21 protein-coding genes are annotated in these 18196 nt (G+C 64.7%); all 21 read right to left on the bottom strand.

All coding sequences use genetic code 11. From position 1 onward, the window contains the following. The 21 genes from atpG to PJB24_RS04780 all read right to left on the bottom strand — a co-directional run bounded on the left by atpG (nucleotide 1) and on the right by PJB24_RS04780 (nucleotide 17974). Nucleotides 1-867, bottom strand: a complete 867-nt coding sequence (atpG, locus tag PJB24_RS04880) for an ATP synthase F1 subunit gamma (protein ID WP_273843305.1) — start codon at nucleotides 865-867, stop codon at nucleotides 1-3. 4 nt (nucleotides 868-871) lie between these two features. Continuing rightward, the gene (gene atpA, locus PJB24_RS04875) at nucleotides 872-2440 is read right to left on the bottom strand and encodes a F0F1 ATP synthase subunit alpha (RefSeq protein WP_273843302.1); all 1569 of its coding nucleotides are present in this window, start codon (nucleotides 2438-2440) and stop codon (nucleotides 872-874) included. 2 nt (nucleotides 2441-2442) lie between these two features. Beyond that, on the bottom strand, nucleotides 2443-2982 hold the full coding sequence (atpH, locus tag PJB24_RS04870; protein WP_273843300.1) for an ATP synthase F1 subunit delta: 540 nt from the start codon (nucleotides 2980-2982) through the stop codon (nucleotides 2443-2445). A 1-nt stretch (nucleotide 2983) separates the two neighbouring features. Then, complete coding sequence (gene atpF, locus PJB24_RS04865; RefSeq protein ID WP_273843298.1) at nucleotides 2984-3508, bottom strand: F0F1 ATP synthase subunit B; 525 nt, start codon at nucleotides 3506-3508, stop codon at nucleotides 2984-2986. A 24-nt stretch (nucleotides 3509-3532) separates the two neighbouring features. Continuing rightward, nucleotides 3533-3844, bottom strand: a complete 312-nt coding sequence (gene atpE / locus PJB24_RS04860; RefSeq protein ID WP_273843296.1) for an ATP synthase F0 subunit C — start codon at nucleotides 3842-3844, stop codon at nucleotides 3533-3535. Nucleotides 3845-3919: 75 nt separating this feature from the next. After that, nucleotides 3920-4705, bottom strand: a complete 786-nt coding sequence (atpB, locus tag PJB24_RS04855) for a F0F1 ATP synthase subunit A (RefSeq protein WP_273843294.1) — start codon at nucleotides 4703-4705, stop codon at nucleotides 3920-3922. Next, the gene (locus tag PJB24_RS04850) at nucleotides 4702-5133 is read right to left on the bottom strand and encodes a hypothetical protein (protein WP_273843292.1); all 432 of its coding nucleotides are present in this window, start codon (nucleotides 5131-5133) and stop codon (nucleotides 4702-4704) included. The genes atpB and PJB24_RS04850 overlap by 4 nt, the downstream gene beginning before the upstream one ends. Further along, on the bottom strand, nucleotides 5130-5327 hold the full coding sequence (locus tag PJB24_RS04845; protein ID WP_273843290.1) for an AtpZ/AtpI family protein: 198 nt from the start codon (nucleotides 5325-5327) through the stop codon (nucleotides 5130-5132). Before PJB24_RS04845 ends, PJB24_RS04850 begins: the two co-directional genes overlap by 4 nt. Before the next feature lie 96 nt (nucleotides 5328-5423). Further along, nucleotides 5424-5897, bottom strand: a complete 474-nt coding sequence (locus tag PJB24_RS04840; protein WP_273843288.1) for a deoxycytidylate deaminase — start codon at nucleotides 5895-5897, stop codon at nucleotides 5424-5426. Next, complete coding sequence (upp, locus tag PJB24_RS04835) at nucleotides 5884-6519, bottom strand: uracil phosphoribosyltransferase (RefSeq protein ID WP_273843285.1); 636 nt, start codon at nucleotides 6517-6519, stop codon at nucleotides 5884-5886. The genes PJB24_RS04840 and upp overlap by 14 nt, the downstream gene beginning before the upstream one ends. Beyond that, nucleotides 6512-7732 (bottom strand): serine hydroxymethyltransferase, encoded by a 1221-nt coding sequence (locus tag PJB24_RS04830; RefSeq protein WP_337959004.1) that lies wholly within the window; start codon nucleotides 7730-7732, stop codon nucleotides 6512-6514. The genes upp and PJB24_RS04830 overlap by 8 nt, the downstream gene beginning before the upstream one ends. A 137-nt stretch (nucleotides 7733-7869) precedes the next feature. Further along, nucleotides 7870-8448, bottom strand: coding sequence for an L-threonylcarbamoyladenylate synthase (locus PJB24_RS04825; protein ID WP_273843283.1), 579 nt, complete (start codon nucleotides 8446-8448; stop codon nucleotides 7870-7872). Then, complete coding sequence (gene prmC, locus PJB24_RS04820; RefSeq protein WP_273843281.1) at nucleotides 8445-9311, bottom strand: peptide chain release factor N(5)-glutamine methyltransferase; 867 nt, start codon at nucleotides 9309-9311, stop codon at nucleotides 8445-8447. The genes PJB24_RS04825 and prmC overlap by 4 nt, the downstream gene beginning before the upstream one ends. Before the next feature lie 3 nt (nucleotides 9312-9314). Next, a complete protein-coding gene (prfA, locus tag PJB24_RS04815; RefSeq protein WP_273843279.1) occupies nucleotides 9315-10409 on the bottom strand; it encodes a peptide chain release factor 1 in 1095 nt (364 codons plus the stop codon). Between the two features lies 1 nt (nucleotide 10410). Then, nucleotides 10411-11328 (bottom strand): DUF1385 domain-containing protein, encoded by a 918-nt coding sequence (locus PJB24_RS04810; RefSeq protein WP_273843277.1) that lies wholly within the window; start codon nucleotides 11326-11328, stop codon nucleotides 10411-10413. A gap of 10 nt (nucleotides 11329-11338) precedes the next feature. Next, nucleotides 11339-11554 (bottom strand): 50S ribosomal protein L31, encoded by a 216-nt coding sequence (gene rpmE, locus PJB24_RS04805; protein ID WP_273843275.1) that lies wholly within the window; start codon nucleotides 11552-11554, stop codon nucleotides 11339-11341. Between the two features lie 125 nt (nucleotides 11555-11679). Continuing rightward, entirely contained in the window at nucleotides 11680-13155 is a 1476-nt protein-coding gene (rho, locus tag PJB24_RS04800) for a transcription termination factor Rho (RefSeq protein WP_273843271.1), read from the bottom strand. A gap of 52 nt (nucleotides 13156-13207) precedes the next feature. Then, the gene (glpX, locus tag PJB24_RS04795; protein ID WP_273843269.1) at nucleotides 13208-14185 is read right to left on the bottom strand and encodes a class II fructose-bisphosphatase; all 978 of its coding nucleotides are present in this window, start codon (nucleotides 14183-14185) and stop codon (nucleotides 13208-13210) included. Nucleotides 14186-14374: 189 nt separating this feature from the next. Further along, a complete protein-coding gene (locus PJB24_RS04790; protein ID WP_273843267.1) occupies nucleotides 14375-15703 on the bottom strand; it encodes a 2,3-diphosphoglycerate synthetase in 1329 nt (442 codons plus the stop codon). 13 nt (nucleotides 15704-15716) lie between these two features. Beyond that, nucleotides 15717-16526 carry a metallophosphoesterase family protein gene (locus PJB24_RS04785; RefSeq protein WP_273843265.1) on the bottom strand — a complete coding sequence of 270 codons (810 nt, stop codon included), beginning with the start codon at nucleotides 16524-16526 and terminating at the stop codon, nucleotides 15717-15719. Between the two features lie 62 nt (nucleotides 16527-16588). After that, entirely contained in the window at nucleotides 16589-17974 is a 1386-nt protein-coding gene (locus PJB24_RS04780; protein ID WP_273843263.1) for a sugar porter family MFS transporter, read from the bottom strand. Between the last annotated feature and the right edge of the window lie 222 nt (nucleotides 17975-18196).

Here is an 18196-nt window from a genome sequence, read left to right as displayed (position 1 = left end):
TCATCCGGACGTCAGCGCCTCCGCACCGGCGGCGATTTCGCTTATCTCGCGCGTGATCTGCGCCTGACGCGCCTTGTTCATCTGCAGCGTCAGGGTATCCACCAGCTCGTTGGCGTTGTCCGTGGCGTTCTTCATCGCGGTCATCCGCGCCCCGTGTTCTCCGGCCGCACTCTCTAGGAGCGCCTGGAAGACCTGCGTCTCCACGTAGCGCGGGATGAGCTTGCCAAGTATCACGTCCGCATCCGGGACGAACTCGAAGGGACTGGACACACCCCGTTCGTCCCCTTCTTCCTGCTCGGGAGCGGCGGGCAAAAGCCGTATGAGCACCGGCCGCTGCACGAGCGCGCTCTGGAAGCGATTGTAGACGAGATACACCTCATCGGCCTCCTCGCCCTCGAACAGGCGAGTGAGGCTCTGGCCGATCTCCTGCGCGTTCTCGAAGGCCGGTGAGTCGGTGAAGCCGCTGAAAGTTTCCGCCAGTTCTATCCTGCGGAAGCGGAAGAAGGCGATGCCCTTGCGCCCGCTCACCACCTGCCGGACCGGCACGTCCTGCCTGCGCCGGAAGTCCATCGTGCGCCGGATCACCTGCGCGTTGAAGGCCCCGCACAGCCCGCGGTCGGAGGTGAGCGTCGCGATCGCGACCGCCCTCACCTCCTCCCGCCCGACGAGCAGCGGGTTCTTGCTCCCCGAGCTCGCCGCGACGGCCCGCATCATCTCCTCGAAGTTCTCGGCGTAGGGGCGTGACCTCTTCACCGCGGCCTCCGCCTTGCGGAACTTCACCCCGGAGACCGTCTGCAGGGCGTCGGTCATCTTGGAGATGTTCTTTATGGAGGCGATCTGCCTCCGGATGTCCCTGACGGAGGCCAAAGCCCTATCCCTCCCTGGAGCCGGCCGAGACGCCCGCTATCCCGCTCTCGGGAGGCTCGTAGGTGTCGTTGAACTGGGCGATGGCCTCCTTGAGGGCCGCGATGCTCTCGTCGGAGAGGTCCTTCTCCTCGCGGATGGTCCTGAGGAGGTCCGCCTTGCTGTCCCGGAGGTAGCTCCTGAAGTTCTCCTCCCAGTCCGGGACGTGCTCGACCTCCACCTCGTCGAGGAAACCGTTGGTCACCGCGAAGATGACCGCGACCTGCTCCTCGACCGGCAGCGGCTGACGCTCCCCCTGCTTGAGGATTCCGAGCGTACGCTGTCCGCGGGCCAGGGTGTCCTGGGTGGCCTTGTCCAGATCGCTGCCGAACTGCGCGAAGCTCTCGAGCTCGCGGTACTGGGAGAGGTCGAGCCTCAGGGTGCCGGCGACCTTCTTCATCGCCTTTATCTGCGCCGACCCTCCGACCCGGCTCACCGAGTTCCCGACGTCTATCGCCGGGCGCTGGTTCGCGTTGAACAGGTCGGTCTCGAGGAAGATCTGCCCGTCGGTTATCGAGATGACGTTCGTCGGGATGTACGCCGAGATGTCCCCGGCTTTGGTCTCGATGATCGGCAGCGCCGTGAGCGACCCGCCCCCGTGCTCGTCGGAGAGTCGTGCCGCCCGCTCCAGGAGCCGCGAGTGCAGATAGAAGATGTCCCCGGGGTACGCCTCGCGGCCCGGTGGCCGCCTCAGGAGGAGCATCATCTGCCGGTAGGCCACGGCGTGCTTGGAGAGGTCGTCGTAGATGACGAGCGCGTCCTGCCCCTGGTGCATGAAGTACTCGCCGATGGCGCATCCGGCGTAGGGCGCCAGGTACTGCAGCGTGGCGGCCTGCGAGGCCGAGGCGTTTATGACCGTGGTGTACTCCATGGCCCCGGCGTCCTCGAGCACGCTCACCACCCCCGCAACCGAGGAGTCCTTCTGCCCGATGGCCACGTAGATGCACTTGACGTCCTGATCGCGCTGGTTGATGATCGTGTCGATCGCGATCGAGGTCTTCCCCGTCTTGCGGTCGCCGATGATCAGCTCCCGCTGCCCCCGTCCTATCGGAATCATGGAGTCTATCGCCTTGATCCCGGTCTGAAGCGGCTCGTTGACCGGCTGGCGTTCTATGACCCCGGGGGCGATTATCTCCACGGGCCGGTTCTCTTCGGCCTGGATCTCCCCCCTGTCGTCGAGCGGCTGTCCGAGCGCGTTTATGACCCGGCCGAGCATCCCACTCCCCACGGGTATGCTCACCAGCCGTCCGGTCCGTCGTACGACGGATCCTTCCTGGATGTACCGGTCGTCCCCGGCGATGATCGCGCCGACGTTGTCCTCCTCCAGGTTGAGCGCGAGCCCGAGCACCTTTTCGCCTCGGACGTCCTCGAACTCGAGCATCTCCTGGTACATCGCGTTGGTGAGGCCGTGCACCCGGGCGATGCCGTCGCCGACCTCCAGAACCTGGCCCACCTCCTCGGTGCGTACCCTGTTCTCGTAATCGGTTATGGCTCCCTTGAGTATCGAGGAGATCTCCTCCGGCCTCAGCCTACCCATCGCTATACAACACTCCTCTCGACCATCGCCTCCCGCAGGCTCTCCAGCTGCCCCCGGAGGCTGCCGTCCATCATCCTGTCACCGAACCTGAAGACCGCTCCACCGATTATCTCCGGGTCCACGCTCGTCCTCAGGATCACCTCCCTGCCTGCGAGTATACCCTCCAGCCTCTCCTTGAGACGCCTGACCGCCCCCTCGGAAAGCTCGATGGCGGTGACGACCTCGACCTCGACGCGCCGGAGGTGCTCCTCGACGAGTTCCTCGTAGCGAAGCAGTATCTCAGGGAGAAGTTCCTCCCGATCGTTGTCCACGAGCACCTTGAGGAAATTGCGGGTGGACCGGCTCATCCGCTCGGTCAGGGCGTCTATGACCCGCCGCTTCTCGCGTTTCTCGAGCTGCCCCCCGTAGAAGAAGAGCCTTAGCTCTTCATTACCCTCGAGCGCCTCGACGAACTCCTTCAGATCCCCAAGGACCCCTTCGAGCTCGTCGCGCTCCCGCGCCGCCGCGAAGAGCGCCTCGGCATAGGTTGAGACGGCGCTCAAACTAACCTCCGCTCACGGAGCCGGCAACCTCGGCCTCGAGATCGTCCAGCGCGGCCTGGATGAGCCTCTCGTGCTCCTCCCGGTCTATCTCGCGCCGCAGCACCTGCTCCGCCGCCTGTACGACCATCTCGGCGACCTCCTGGCGCACCTCGCGCAGCGCGGCGTCGCGCTCGCGCCCGATCTCCTCCCGGGCCTGCCGGATTATCCGCTCGGCCTCCTGCCGGGCCTCGGCCTTCGTCCGCTCACGCTGAGCCTCACCCTGCCTCCTCGCCTCGTCCAGGATGCGGCGCGCCTCCTGCCGGGCCTCCTCCATCTGCCTGCGGTACTCCTCCAGGAGCTCCCGCGCCTCTTCTCGGGTCCGCTCGGCCTCCTCGATGGCCTGCTCGATGGCGGCCTGCCGGCGCTGTATCTGCTCCCGGAGCACCGGGTAGACGAACCGGTAGAGCAGGATAAGCAGGATGGCGAAGCTGACGAGCTCCCAGAAAACCAGGCTCGTGTTGGTTACGTCGAATATTCCGCCGCCCATGCTCCTTTACCCTCCTGCCAGAAGCTAGAGGACGAAGGCGAGGAGTATGGCGAAGACCAGACCGTAGAGCGCAAACGCCTCCACCAGACCGATGCCGAGGAACATCAGACCCCGCGTCTGCTCGAACGCCTCCGGCTGCCGGTGGATGCTCGCTATCGTCTGGCCAATCAGATACCCCATCCCGGCCCCCGAGCCAATGACCGCCGTACCGGCCGCGATGCCCGTACCCAGATACTTGAGACCCTGGTCGGTTATGTTCGACTGCAGGAGCGCCAGGGTGCCATCAAAGCCCCCCGTCTGGGCTAGCTCGAGGACGCTGGTGGCCGTCTCCAACATTCTATCTCCTTTCTCTCGCCCCTCTCAGGGACCTGACTTTACCCGCAAAGTTTGCTCGAAGAAAGCCGGGATATCCTATCCCTCTCCATAGATGGCCAACTCTATATAGACCTGCGTAAGTATAGCGAATATATATGCCTGGATCACAGCCACGAATATCTCAAATGCATAGAACACCACCGCGAGCGGAACGGAGACTACGGCGAAGTAGATCCCGTAGTAGAGGATGAAGCTGAGGAAAACGAATATGATCAGGTGCCCAGCAATGATGTTCGCGTAAAGTCGCATGGCGAGGGTGAGCGGTTTGGTGAACTCCTGTATGAGGTGCAGGAACCACAGGGCCGGGGCCATCAACCGGCCGGAGCCTTCGGGCACCCAGCTCTTGAGGTATTCCCCGAGCCCGTGCCGCCTCACACCCTCGTACTGGGTGAGTATGAAGGTAAGTATCGCCAGCGCACCGGTGAAGGAGAGATTGCTGGTGACCGGGTAGGTGTTGGGGATGAGGGCTATGAGGTTCAGAACAAGGAGCAAAACGAAGATCGAGAGGGTGTATGGGAACCATTTCATCCCTTCGGGGCCTATCTGACCTCCCAGCATCCGTCGGCCGAAGCCGTAAGTCTCTTCGACGAGAACCTGGTATGCCCCGGGCCGGTTTTTGAGCGCCCGGCTTCCAAAGAAAAGGAACAGGAACGTCACTGCAACCCCGATGAAGAGAAACCACTCGATCTTCGTTATCGAGAGGTTGAGGGGGCCGAGGTGGATCGGGATGACCCACGACTTCTCCCCGCTAGCCCAAGTGTGAAGGATCTTCTCCCTGACCTGTTCCTGGCTGAGCTTCAAGAGCGCCAGCGTAACCGTCAAATCTTAGCCCTCCGCTCTACTAGTTCACCTACCGCCTCAGAGCCGGGAGCGCGGCGCACCGCGCCCCCAGCCACCGCCCTGGGAACCAGCAAGACGATCTCCGCCAGATACACCATCGTGAAGCCCGAGAGCATGGCCACAACGGGCCAGAGCCCCAAGAAGGCCGGAATCCCCAGAGCGAGCGCGTCGAATCCGTAACGCAGGAAAAAAGACCCGACACCGCACCCTCTGCCAAGCCACGAGCTCGTGGTCAGCAGCGTGACGGTCAGGGCCGTGGAGATCAGGCTCACCAGGCCGACGCCAACCCCGTACTCGAAGGCACCGGCCACTACGACTCCGTAGACGTACACCAGCCCGGCCCCCACAACGACAGCGACGACGGACACCCGGAGCGCGTACCCGAGGGCCAGACGCCACTGGTCGGTCATCTCCCCCCCAGTCCCTTCACCGCGAGGTACACATAGTAGAGAGCCCCGGCGAAGCCCGCGACGAGCCCCAGGATCGTGAAGAGGGGGAGGGTGCCAACAAGTCCATCGACGAAAAAACCGCCGGCAGCGAGCGCCGCGATCACGGCCACGAAAGCGAACCCAATCCCTATGTATCGGGCATAATTACCGCCCATATCCGCCTTGAGAGAATTGTTCTCCACCATTGAGCAAACTATACCTTACTGGTTATATTGCTGCAAAGAAACGGATTCGCACCACCTGCGAAACGTCTATCCTCGAGCCTCATCGGGCCCGAGCCTGACCATCTTGAGCCCACCCTCAGCCGCCATCTCAAGGGCGAGGGGATCTGGGTATCCCCCAGCGTAGTAGACGTCTTCTATGCCGGAGTTGATGATCATCTTCACGCAGAGAAGACAGGGTTGGTGGGTGCAGTAGATCGAGGCACCGCGCACGCTGACCCCGTGATATGCGGCCTGGATGATGGCGTTCTGCTCGGCGTGGAGGGTCCGCTGACAGCTCTCCCGCCCGTCGACTATCCGTATGAGGCAGCCGACCTCATCGCAATGCGGCATCCCGGAAGGACTGCCATTGTAACCGGTGGTGAGGATCCTGCGGTCGCGGACGATCACCGCCCCGACCGCAAGGCGCGGGCAGGTAGAACGGGTTGCCACCTCATGCGCTATGCGCATGAAGTACTGGTCCCAGGAGGGCCTGTTCCGGTTCGAGATTTCAGAGCGTGCCATACAGCCTGTCCCCCGCATCGCCCAGCCCCGGCACTATGAACGCTCTCTCGTCCAGCCCCGGATCCACCGCCGCCGTGTAGAAGGAGACGTCCGGGTGTTCGCGCGTGACCCGCTCTATCCCGGGTACGGCGGCCACGGCGTGCACGCACGAGATCCAGACGGCCCCTTCCTCCTTGAGCTTGGCGAGCGTGGCGGAGAGGCTGCCGCCGGTGGCGAGCATGGGGTCGAGCACGACGACGAAGTAGTCTTTCAGGTTGCGTGGAAGGTTCACGTAGTACTCGACCGGTTCGGTGGTCCGCTCGTCCCGGAAGAGACCCATGAAACCGACCGTGGCCTCCGGCAGCAGCGCCAGCGCCCCTTCGAGCATCCCCAGACCGGCCCTCAGCACGGGCACCAAGCAGATGGGTCCCGAGATCTCCTCGACCTCCGTCTCAGCGAGCGGGGTGTGCACCTTCACCGTGCTCGTCGGCATCCTACGCGTCGCCTCGGCGACCAGGATGAGGGCGAGCTCGTGCATGGCCTGCCGGAACTCCCGGTGCCTGGTGCGCTCGTCCCTGAGAACCGAGAGCTTGTGCCGGCTCAGCGGGAGGTCTACGACGTGAAGGTTGGGGTAGTCACGCATAGAGCGGGTGGGCTTCCACGATCTCCCTGACCCTCCCGCGCAGCCCATCGGTCTCACCCCGGGCCGCGGCCGCTATGATGTCCGCGATCTCGCGCATCTCCTCTTCCCCCATGCCGCGCGTGGTTACGGCGGCGGTGCCGAGCCTGATGCCGCTGGTCACCGTCGGTGGCTCGGGATCTCCGGGGACCATGTTCTTGTTGCAGGTGATCCCGACACTTTCGAGCCTCGTCTCGAGCTCCTTGCCGGTAACCCCGCTGCCGCGCAGATCGACGAGCATCAGATGGTTGTCCGTCCCGCCGGAGACGAGCTTCATCCCACCCTCCATGAGCCTCTCGGCCATCACCCGGGCGTTTGCCACCACCCGCCGGGCGTAGTCCGCGAACTCGGGCCTCAACGCCTCGCCGAGCGCAACGGCTTTGCCGGCTATGGCGTGCATCAGCGGCCCGCCCTGCAAACCAGGGAAGACCCGGCTGTCCAGTTTCTTCGCGAACTCTTCGCGGCAGAAGACCATCCCGCCCCGCCCGCCGCGCAGCGTCTTGTGGGTCGTCGTCGTGACCACCTCGCAGTAGGGGATCGGGGATGGGTGCACCCCTCCTGCGACCAGCCCGGCGATGTGCGCCATGTCCACCATCAGATAGGCCCCGACCTCGTCGGCGATCTCACGGAAGGCGTCGAAGTGCAGCGTGCGAGGGTAGGCGCTCGCCCCGGCGACTATGAGCCGGGGCCGCTCGCGCCGGGCTATCTCACGCACCTCGTCGTGGTCTATGTAGCCGTCCTCACCCACACCGTAGTGGACGAAGTCGTAGGTTCTGCCGCTGAAGTTGATCTTCATCCCGTGGGTCAGATGCCCGCCGTGGGCGAGGTCCATCGAGAGAACCTTCTCCCCGGGCTCGAGCAACACGGCGTAGGCGGCCTCGTTGGCCTGGCTGCCGGAGTGCGGCTGGACGTTGACGTGCTCGGCACCGAAGAGCCTCTTCGCCCGCTCTATGGCCAGGCTCTCCACCCTGTCGACGTGCTCGCAACCACCGTAATACCGCTTCCCGGGATACCCCTCGGCGTACTTGTTGGTCAGTACGGAACCCTGGGCAGCCAGCACCGCCGGCGACGCGAAGTTCTCGCTCGCTATGAGCTCTATCGTGTTCCGCTGGCGTTCGAGCTCCGCGTCCAGAGCTTCCTGAACTTCCGCGTCCACCTCGACGTAAGGCCCGATCAAAGGTTCACCTCCGAATCTCTACCGTCGCCAGCCCCAGGCTGCCCGAAGCCAGGGTTGCAGGCTGGCGTGTGCCGGCTCCTGAAACCGGCGTTTGCAGCCAGCCCGGGAGAGGAGTATAAACACCCCGCGCTCCGTCCTCAAACACCGACCTCCCGGCGAAGCCGCTCCAGCTTCTCCTGGTCCAGCTCCCCCGAAGGACGCAGCACCCGCAGGTTCTCTCCCGACAGATCCACCACCGCAGAAGCCGTGCCCCCGCCGGGTTCTCCTTCCACGATGAAGTCGACCTCCTCCAGCACCCGGGGGTCAACCTCCTCGAGCGAGGAGGGCGCCGGCTCTCCAGAGATGTTGGCGCTCGTGGCGTAAGCGGGTCCGCCATGGGCTTCGAGGATTCGCTGCACGGTAGGATGGTCCGGGACACGCAGCCCCACCGTCCCACCCCCTGGACGGTCCAGCACGAGCGTGAGACCTCCGGGCCAGTAGAGCCCGGCGAGCTTCTCGGCGAGCGGGGGAACCCGGGCCGCAAGACCGAACGCCTCCCGGGCCGAGCGGCACAGAAGCTGCAGCGGCTTGCTCGGATCCCGCCGCTTTATCTCCTGTATCCTGCGCACGCCTCTCTCCGTGGCCATGAGCCCGACGACGGTCTCGGTCGGAACGAGCCCGACCTCGCCCCGCTTCAGACGCTCTGCCGCCTCCTCCACCTTTACTTTAGCTTTCATCTCACCTCCCACACGAAGGCGACCACACGTTCGCTGCCGGCGAGATCACGCTCCACCCCGAGCGGGCGGAAGCCGGCTTTCTCCCCGAGGTCGAACACCTCTTGTGCCTGTCCGTCCCCAATCTCCAGGATCACCCCGGCCCCGGGCGCGAGCAGCTCCGGGATCTCGGCGAAGATCCTCCTGTAGAAGGAGAGGCCGTCCGAACCGCCGTCGAGGGCCCCGGGGGGATCCCACAGGCGTACTTCGGGCATGAGAGCGCCGATCTCCCCGCTCTTCACATAGGGCGGGTTCGAGACGAGAAGGTCGATCCTCCCCGCAAGCTCCTCGAGCCCACTCGAGAGGTCGGCCTGCAGGAAGGTCACCTCCACCCCGGAAGAAGCGGCGTTGCGCCGGGCGACCTCGAGCGCCGCAGAAGAGACGTCCGAAGCGTAGACCTCACAACGGGGCCTCTCCAACGCTACGGAAAGAGCTATCGCCCCCGAACCGGTCCCGAGGTCGAGCACCCTCGCCTCCCCCCCGCGCCCGTCGATCCAGCGTAACGCCACATCGACGACGCTCTCCGTGTCGGCGCGCGGCACGAGCACCGAACCGTCTACTTCAAGCTTAAGTTTACGGAAGTACGCATAACCGAGGATGCGCTGCACGGGCTCACGTCCCCTGCGTCGGGAGACCATGGAACGGTAGCGATCCAGCAGTTCACCGGAGACCGGGATATCGCGGGCCGCCACCTCGGCCCTGCCCACGCCCAGCAACTCGGCGAGGAGTACCTCCGCCGAGACTTCGGGCTCGGGTACGCCTGCGGCACGCAGTTCCTCCGCCGCCCACCTGACAAACCGTCGGCTGGTCAAAGCTTGGTGCAGCAAAACTCAGCTTCTGGCCCCGGCCGCCTCCTCGGCCAGTCGCTCGGCCCTCTCCTTGGCGGCCAGAGCACGGGTGAACTCCTCGAGCTCCCCTTCGAGCACGGCCTCGAGGTTGTGGGTGGTGAGGTTGACCCGGTGGTCGGTAACGCGCCCCTGGGGGAAGTTGTAGGTACGGACCTTCGCAGAGCGATCTCCTGTCCCGACCTGAGCGAGCCGCATCGCCCCCTGCCGTTCGCGCTGCTCGCGCAGCTCTCGTTCGAGCAGGCGCGAGCGCAGGATCCTCATCGCCTGCTCCTTGTTCTGAAGCTGGCTCTTCTCGTTCTGGCAGGTCACGACGAGGCCGGTCGGCTTGTGGGTGATCCTGACCGCCGAGTCGGTGGTGTTCACGCTCTGGCCGCCGGGTCCGGAGGAGCGGTAGACGTCTATCTCGAGGTCGTTGGGGTTTATCTCCACCTCGACCTCCTCGGCCTCCGGGAGGACGGCGACGGTCGCCGTGGAGGTGTGGATGCGCCCCTGGCTCTCGGTCTTCGGAACGCGCTGGACGCGGTGGGTACCCCCCTCGTGCTTGAAGATGGAGTACGCCCGGTCGCCGCTGATCTCCATGGCGACCTCCTTGTAGCCACCGATCTCCGCCGGGCTCGAAGAGAGTATGCGGTGGCTGAAACCGAGCCGGTCGGCATACCGGGCGTACATCTCGTAGAGCTCACCGGCGAACAGGGCGGCCTCGTCTCCCCCGGCCCCGGCCCGTATCTCGAGGATGACGTCCTTGTCGTCGTTCGGATCACGCACTATCAACTCCGCCCGGATCTCCTCGGCCAGCTCCTCTGCCCTTGCTTCGGCCGCGGCGGCCTCCGAGGCGAAAAACTCCCTCTCCTCGGCGTTCTCCGAAGACTCGACCAGCTCTCTGGCCTCCCGGCCCTCCTTTATGGCCTCGAGCATCGCCTCACAGAGCTCGGCGCCGCGCTTCAGACGCGCGTGTTCCTTGGCCACCTCCGCGTACCTGCGTTGATCCGAGTACAGCCCGGGGTCGGACAGCTCCTGCGTGAGCGCCCGAAACCTGCCCAGCGTCTCCTCCGCCAGCTTTACGACCTGCTCGTCCAAATTAGATCACCAGCTTGCTCGTACCATCGTCCACACCGCCGCCTCGCGCCTCCTGCTCCATGGAGAGCACCTTCTTGAGCGAGGCCATCGCCACCTCGACCATCTCGTCCGTGGGTTCACGGGTCGTCAGCTTCTGCAGCTGCAGCCCGGGCCAGATCAGGGCCCTCACGAATGGGCTCTCCTGGTGTCTGGCGCTCCACATTATGAACTCGAAAGCTATACCCGCGACCAGCGGGATCACGACTATCCTGCTCGCGACCATCGCGGCCCACCCCTGTATACCGAGCAGCGAGAAGACCAGGATCGAGAGCACGAGCACGTAGAGGATGAAGCTCGTGCCGCAGCGGACGTGGCTCGTGTCGAGGTCCCTCGCGTTCTCGGGGACGAGCTCGTCCCCACGCTCGTAGACCTTTATCGCCTTGTGTTCGGCTCCGTGGTAGGCGAAGAAACGTTTGATGTCGCGGCTCACCGCCGTGATCCCCACCAGGTAGGCCAGGAAGATGGCGATGCGCAAAACCCCCTCTACCAGGTTGAAGACCAGGGGGTTCTCGATCCTACCTCCGAGGAGCCAGCCTATCCCCTTGGTGCCGAGCACCGGAACCGCCAGGAAGAGCACCACCGCGAGCACGAGCCCGAAGAGCATCGTACCCGCTATCTCCTTCCTGGAGAGCTCCTGCTCCTCACCGAGCGCGATGTTGGTGGAGAGCGTGAGGGCCCGCATGCCCAGCCACAGGGTCTCGGCCAGAGAGACGAAACCCCTTATCACCGGGAGGCGCAGCAGGCGGCTCTTTCCGGTGACCGAACGAAACCGCTCGGCCTTGATGTCTACCTCCCCGTCGGGCGTCCTGACCGCCACCCCCCAGAAGTTGGGGGAGCGCATCAGGACGCCCTCCATCACCGCCTGCCCGCCGACCCGCATGGTGGCCCCGCTACTTCTTGCTCCGCCGGGCCAGACGGTCCTGGAAGCGCTGGACCCTCCCGCCGGAATCGACTATGCGCTGCTTGCCGGTGAAGAAGGGGTGGCAGGCGGAGCACACGTCCACGTGCAGCACCTCCTGCTCGGCGGTCGAACGGGTCTCGAACTCGTTGCCGCAGCTACACCTCACGATCGTCTTCGTGTAGGCCGGATGGATACCACTCTTCATCTTTTTTCCTCCGATCTGCAGGATCTCGTCGAACGACAACTAGTTTAATACTTCCCGTCCAGAAAGCCCGGGAAGGCGGGCCCCCGCGGACGAGAGCGGCGCCTTCCCGACCTCTAAACGCCTCGCTACCGCACCCGCTGCAGCTCGCGCAGGAACTCGGCGTTGGTACGGGTCTCCTTGAGCTTCTGGATGAGGAGCTCTATCTTCTGGCTGGTGTCCAGCGCGTTGAGGATGTTCCTGACCTGCCAGACCCTCTGCGCCTCGGCGGGCTCCATCAGGAGCTCCTCCTTGCGGGTTCCGGAATCCTCGATGTTGATGGCCGGGTAGATCCTCTTGTTCGCCAGCTTGCGCTCCAGGTGGAGCTCCATGTTGCCGGTGCCCTTGAACTCCTCGTAGATAACTTCCTCCATGCGGCTGCCGGTCTCCACGAGGGCACTGGCCAGGATCGTGAGCGAGCCGCCGTTCTCGATGTTGCGCGCCGCGCCGAAGAACTTCTTCGGCGGGTAGAGCGCGGCCGAATCCACACCCCCGGAAAGGATACGCCCACTCGCGGGGGCGGCCAGGTTGTAGGCGCGCGCGAGGCGGGTGAGCGAGTCGAGCAGCACCACCACGTCGTCGCCTTCCTCCACGAGCCGCTTGACGCGCTCGAGGACGAGCTCTGCCACGGCGATATGGTTCTCCGGCGGCTGGTCGAAGGTCGAGGCCACGACCTCCGCCTCGGGCACGCTGCGCCGCCAGTCCGTCGCCTCCTCCGGGCGCTCGTCGGCGAGAAGAACCAGCACCTTCACGTCCGGGTAGTTGGCGATTATGGACTGCGCGATCTGCTTCAGAATCGTGGTCTTGCCCGCCTTCGGAGGGGAGACGATGAGCCCGCGCTGCCCCTTGCCGATCGGGGCAACCAGGTCTATCACCCGCGGGGCGATGTCGTTGGGCTTCCACTCCAGGCGCAGCCGTTCCATGGGGTAGAGCGGCGTCAGGTCGTCGAAGTTCGGCCGCTGACGCCCCTTCTGCGGTTCGCGGTCGTTTATCTTCTCGATGCGCACCAGCGCCGGGTACTTCTCGCCCTCGCGGGCGGGCCGGATCTGCCCGACTATGTAATCCCCGCGCCTGAGATTGAAGCGCTTTATCTGCGAGGTGGAGACGTAGATGTCCCCCTTGCTCTGGATGTAGCCCCTGGTGCGCAGGAACCCGAATCCGTCGGGCAGGATGTCAAGGACACCGCTCTGCCTGAGTTTCTCATCCTCGGGAGGACGCTGTTCCGACCGCGGCTGCCGTTGCTCGGCCTCCTTCTTCGGCCTCTCTTCTCTAGGCCTCTCCACGACCGCGGTCTCCGTCCCACCGGCAGACCCAGCGGCGGCTTCCGGAGCCGCCTCTTTCACGGCGGAGCCGTTCGCCTCGGGACGCACCGCGACCTGAGCCTCCTCGGGCGGTTTCGCCTGGGCCTGCCCGCCGCCGTTGCCGGCCTGCTCTGTAGCCACCTTGTAAATCAGGGCGGCGAGCTCGGATTTGCGGTACTTGCGGTACTTCTCGATGCCAAGCTGGGATGCTATCTGGTGCAGATCGCTCAGCTTCTTGCGTTCAAGGGTGGATATGTCGGCCATCTCTTACCTCTCGTTTGCTAAGATACTTCCAGGACAATCCGGTGGTGTGGCTTCAACGTCGAAAGCCCTGCAGCCGGACATCTGGTCCCAGAACATGGATGGTGTCGATAAATCTTACCATACGCGGGTTGGTGGACATCACAACCGTCTGCGTTCTCGCTCCTCCTCTAAAGTACTTCACGCCTTCGAGGGTCTCCCCGGGCGTGATGCCGGTGGCAGCGAACACCACCTCATCACCCCGAATGAGATCTCCCAACGTAAGCTTTTGCTCGGGGTCGTCGAGCCCACACTCCCTGAGCTTCTCGACCTGAGATCGCTGCGTCGGCCACATCCGCGCCTGCATCTCACCACCGAGGCACTTTATGGCCGCAGCGGCGAGGATACCCTCCAGCGCTCCCCCGATCCCGATGACCGCGTCGAGATCGGCCCCCCGCAACCCGACGGCGATGGCCGGGGCGAGATCCCCCTCGGGACGGATCTGTATCCTGGCCCCGCTGCGTCTGATCTCCTCGATGAGTCCCTCGTGCCTCTCCCGGTCCAGTACGGCGACCGTTATCTCAGAAGTCTCACGCCCCATCGCCTCCGCGATGGCTCGAATGTTTTGAGCCACGGGGGCGTCTATGTCTATCTTCCCCCTGGCCTGGGGACCGACGATGAGCTTGCTCATGTACATGTCCGGCGTCCGCAGCATCGTGCCCCTCGGCGAGGCGGCCACCGCGGTCACCGAACCCGCCAGCCCCTTGGTCAGGAGCGAGAGCCCCTCGACGGGCTCGACAGCGATGTCCACCTCGACCCCACCGGACCCGAGCACGTCACCCACCGAGAGCACCTCGGAATGCACCAGCCTCCCCCTCCCCGGTCTCTCCTCCCGGAAGACGACCACCTCCGCTGAGACGTGGACCTTGTCCATCTCTTCCCGGAAAGTCTTGCTGGCCAGGGTATAGGCCTCCTCCGGAGAACCTGAACCTTCCAGACGGGCCACCCGCAACGCGACCTGCTCGGTCACGGTTGCAAGCTCAATAGCCCTCATCATCCCCCCGGAATGGGGCTCGACCGTGCTAATAGAGGATCACCCACCTCCCGTACCCGCCGCGGGCCCCTCCCGGAACCCTTCTCTCAGTGAGGGCGGGGTCTTGCGGAATTTGATACGGAGTATCCCTACGATCGTGGAACCGTAGCGGGATACTTCAGCATCGAAATTATACACCAGAGCATGCCTTCAACCACAGTCCATTCCCGCAAACCCCTCCGCCGCACGCCGGGCCAGATCGATCAGCAGAGACTCGAGCCCCTCCGCCACGGGTTCGTTGTCACAGTAGAAGACAGGTATCCCCTCCTCCCGCCCCCGCCGTGCCACCACGTCGACCGCGGCAGCCTTGATCTCGGTGAGATAGGCCTCCGCGTCCCCCGCCGCTTCGAGGTCATATTCGAGGGCCCGCCGGTCCGAGAGGTTCCCCGAGGCCGCCACCACCCTGCAGCCGTATTCCTCCTCGAGATACCCGCTCAACCTGCCGAGCATCTGCCGTGGCGCGGTGGAGACGTACACCAGCCGTACCCCGCGCACGTCATCGACGGGCCGCGGGCGGAAGACCACGGGGACGACCTCGATCTCCGGCTTCACCCTCCGAACCTCCTGCCTGAGCCGCTGCACCCTCTCGGGTGAGGCCAGCGGCTCCTCGGCCATCGTGATCAGCAGCACGTCGGAGACGAGCAGCCGGTAGGCGCCGAGGAACCCGGTCACGTATTCGGGGTCCTGGTTCGCTCCGGCGACGAGCACCCGCGCCCCCGCCTCCACGGGCGGCAAAGCGGCCCCCGAGCCATCGAAGAGGATGAGGCCCCCCTCGAGCCCGGCGGCTACCCTCGCCCCCTCGATCACGTTGGAGACGAAAGGTGCCCCGGCGAGCCCGCCGCCGCAGCGCCGGCACCCCACAGTCGTCACCCGGCTGAGCGCGGCGGTCTCGTAGCAATCGCTCGCCGCATGCGCCCCGCGCCGCAGCGCCTCGAGAAGATAGTCGCTGCCGATCTCCATCCTCTTCCCATCTATCACCTCCGGGCGCGGGGGACCCCCGCGCCCCATGGAGACGACGATCGGATCGAACCCCTCCCGGGCCAGAAGCCGGGCGAGATACCCAGTCACCGCGGTCTTCCCGATCCTTTTCCCGGTGCCGATGACCGCCAGCGAAGGCTTCCCAAAGACGGGATGAAACTCCGGCGGACGAAGCTCGAAGTCGCTGCCCACGTAGCGCGCGCCCGCGGCGAGTACCCTCGAGGCTATCCTCATCCGCTCCCTGTAACCGACCACCGGCTCATCGGAGAGATCGACGACGACGTCCACTTCGTAACGTACGATCGCCTCCCTGACGGCGTCTTCCGGGTCCTCCCCGAAGACGAGCGGCAGCCCGTAGTCGGCTCCCTCCCCGATCTTCTCCGTCCCCCCGAGCAAAGCCGCCGCGACCGGTTCCACGCCGAGGGAAGCGCGCAACTCCTCTATCGCCTCGATCACGACCGGAGGATAGTGCTCTCCGTCTATCAGGAAAAGTGCGCGCATCTTTTCCAGGCCCCTACCGCTCGCCCGGCAGCACAACCTCCGAATCTATCTTCTCCTCCCGGCGATAGTAGGCGTGCGTCCTGGGGTTGAAGTCCACCGCGAGTTCGCGTTCCTTGAACGGATACTTCCGGAAGACCCGCACCCGGCGGTCCTCTATCTCGACCACGTTGTAGCAGGGACGGGTGTTCCCCCGCAGCCGGGTGGTCGACGCGGTCCCAGCGTTGACGATGAACATGTCCTCGAGCTTCCAGGAATAGGGCACGTGCTTGTGTCCGGAGAGCACGAGGTCCACGCCCACCTCCACCAGGAGCTCCAGGATGTCACCCGCGTCGAAGATGATGTTGCGTTCCCGTCCGGTGCCGGGGATGGGCACGAGATGGTGGTGGATCACGAAGATCTTCAACCTGTCGCCAGCCCCGGCGAAGGATTCGCGGATGAACTCGTAGTGCTCGCGCCCCACCCGGCCGTCGTTCAGGTCCGGCTCCGAGGAGTCCACCCCGACCATCACCGCCTCGTCGAAATCCAGGACCGAATACCGCTCCCCGAAGAGACGCTCGAAGTGTATATATCCCACGTTGCGTGAGTCGTGGTTGCCCGGGATGACCATCACCCGCTCGCAGCGGAAGCGGCGCACGTAGTCGGCGGCAGTCTCGAACTCCTGCCGGTAGCCGGCGTCGGTGAGGTCTCCGGAGACCACCACCGCCGTAGGGTCCATCTCGTTGACCTCCAGGATCGTGCGCTCCAGAAGATCGGGAATAAAATGCGGGCTACCGCAGTGAATGTCGCTCACCTGACAGATGACCAGCCGCTTGCTCGCGCTCATCTCCTCCCCAGGTCTCTTCTCTCGGGATCACGCGGGTGTATCCAGCAGTATACCAGAGCGGCTCAGCCCGCCTTTTCGACCTCGACGTTCAGCTCCTCCTCTATCTCCTCGAGCGTCTTCCCCTTGGTCTCGGGAACGAGCGCGAGCACGAAGAGGAACGATATCACCCCCATCCCGGCGAACATCAACATCGACGGTCCTTGACCGAGCCCGGCGAGCATGCTCGGGAAGGTGAGGGAGACGAGGAAGTTGGAGGCCCAGTTCCCCCAGGTCGCGAGCCCCTCCGCAGGCCCGCGCACCCGCAGAGGATAGATCTCCGGGAGCATCACCCAGACCGTCGGGCCCCAGGTGGCCGCGAAGGAGGCTATGTAGACGGCGAGACAGATTATCGTGATGATGCCGATGGCCCCACCCTTTATCCCCACCGCGAGCGTGAGGAAACCGAGCACCGCCAGGCTCACGGTCATTCCGATGCTCCCGGCCAGAAGCAGCTTCTTGCGACCTATGGTGTCGAGCGTCCTTATCGCGACGAAGGTGAAGAGCACGTTGACCACGCCTATTCCTACCTGCGCCAGGATGGAAGCGGAGTCTCCGAAGCCGAGCTTGGTGAGCGTGGTCGGGGCGTAGTAGATGATCGTGTTGATACCCACGAACTGCTGCAGGATGGCGAGCCCGAGCCCGACGATGAGAGCCGGACGGATCCAGGCCTTGACCAGCTCCCCCCAACCGGCCTGCTCCCTGGCGCGCCGCTCGGCCTCCTGGATCCCTTCTATCTCCTCCTCGATCCTCTCCTCCCCGCGGGTACGTCCCAGAACCTGCCGCGCGACGTCGAGCTGGCCGTGGCTGACGAGCCAGCGCGGGGTCTCGGGCATGAAGTACATCCCTATGAAGAGCACGGCCGCCGGTATCACGGCGAGCCCGAACATCCAGCGCCAGGCCGCGTAGGGGGCGAGCACATAGTCGATTATGTAGGCGACCAGGATACCGACCGTGATCATGAGCTGGTTGAGCGAGGTGAGCCTGCCACGCACCTCGGCCGGAGAGATCTCCGCTATGTACATCGGCACTATCACCGAGGCGAGCCCAACTCCGAGGCCGAGAACTATCCTGAAGAAGACCAGCACCGCCACGTCGGGTGATAGCGCAGCCCCTATGGCCCCGACACCGAAGACGACCCCAGCCAGGAGCGTGAGCCTCCTGCGCCCGAGCCGGTCGGCGAGAGACCCGCACACCAGCGCTCCGATCATGGCCCCGATCAGAATCGCACTGGTCACCAACCCCTGCATGAACGCATCGTGCTGTATGCCGAGATCGCGCTTCAGGAAAAGTAGCGCACCGGAGATGACCCCGGTGTCGTAACCGAAGAGAAGCCCGCCCAGCGCACAGATACCGGATGCGGTATAGACGAAACGCCGCCCACCCCGCCCGATCGAAGAACCTTCCGACATCTTTCGACCCCCGTTGGAGTTTGCCCAATGCCTCTCAGAGGGTTTGATCCCCAAAAGAGTTTTACCCCGCCGGGGCGTTCTCGAACCGCCATCACCCTACAGCCGGGGTGAAACGTTTAACCCCGGCCACCGTCGAGTCACCTTGACCGTTCCGGCCGCCGATGTAGCCTATGGCCCGGTCTGCACAGAAGACGTTTCGAAACCCCGCAGAGCGACGAGCTC

The organism is Rubrobacter calidifluminis, assembly GCF_028617075.1.
GTDB lineage: Bacteria > Actinomycetota > Rubrobacteria > Rubrobacterales > Rubrobacteraceae > Rubrobacter_E > Rubrobacter_E calidifluminis.
The sequence above is the reverse complement of the archived record's forward strand: the minus strand, read 5'-3'. Positions and strand labels throughout refer to the sequence as shown.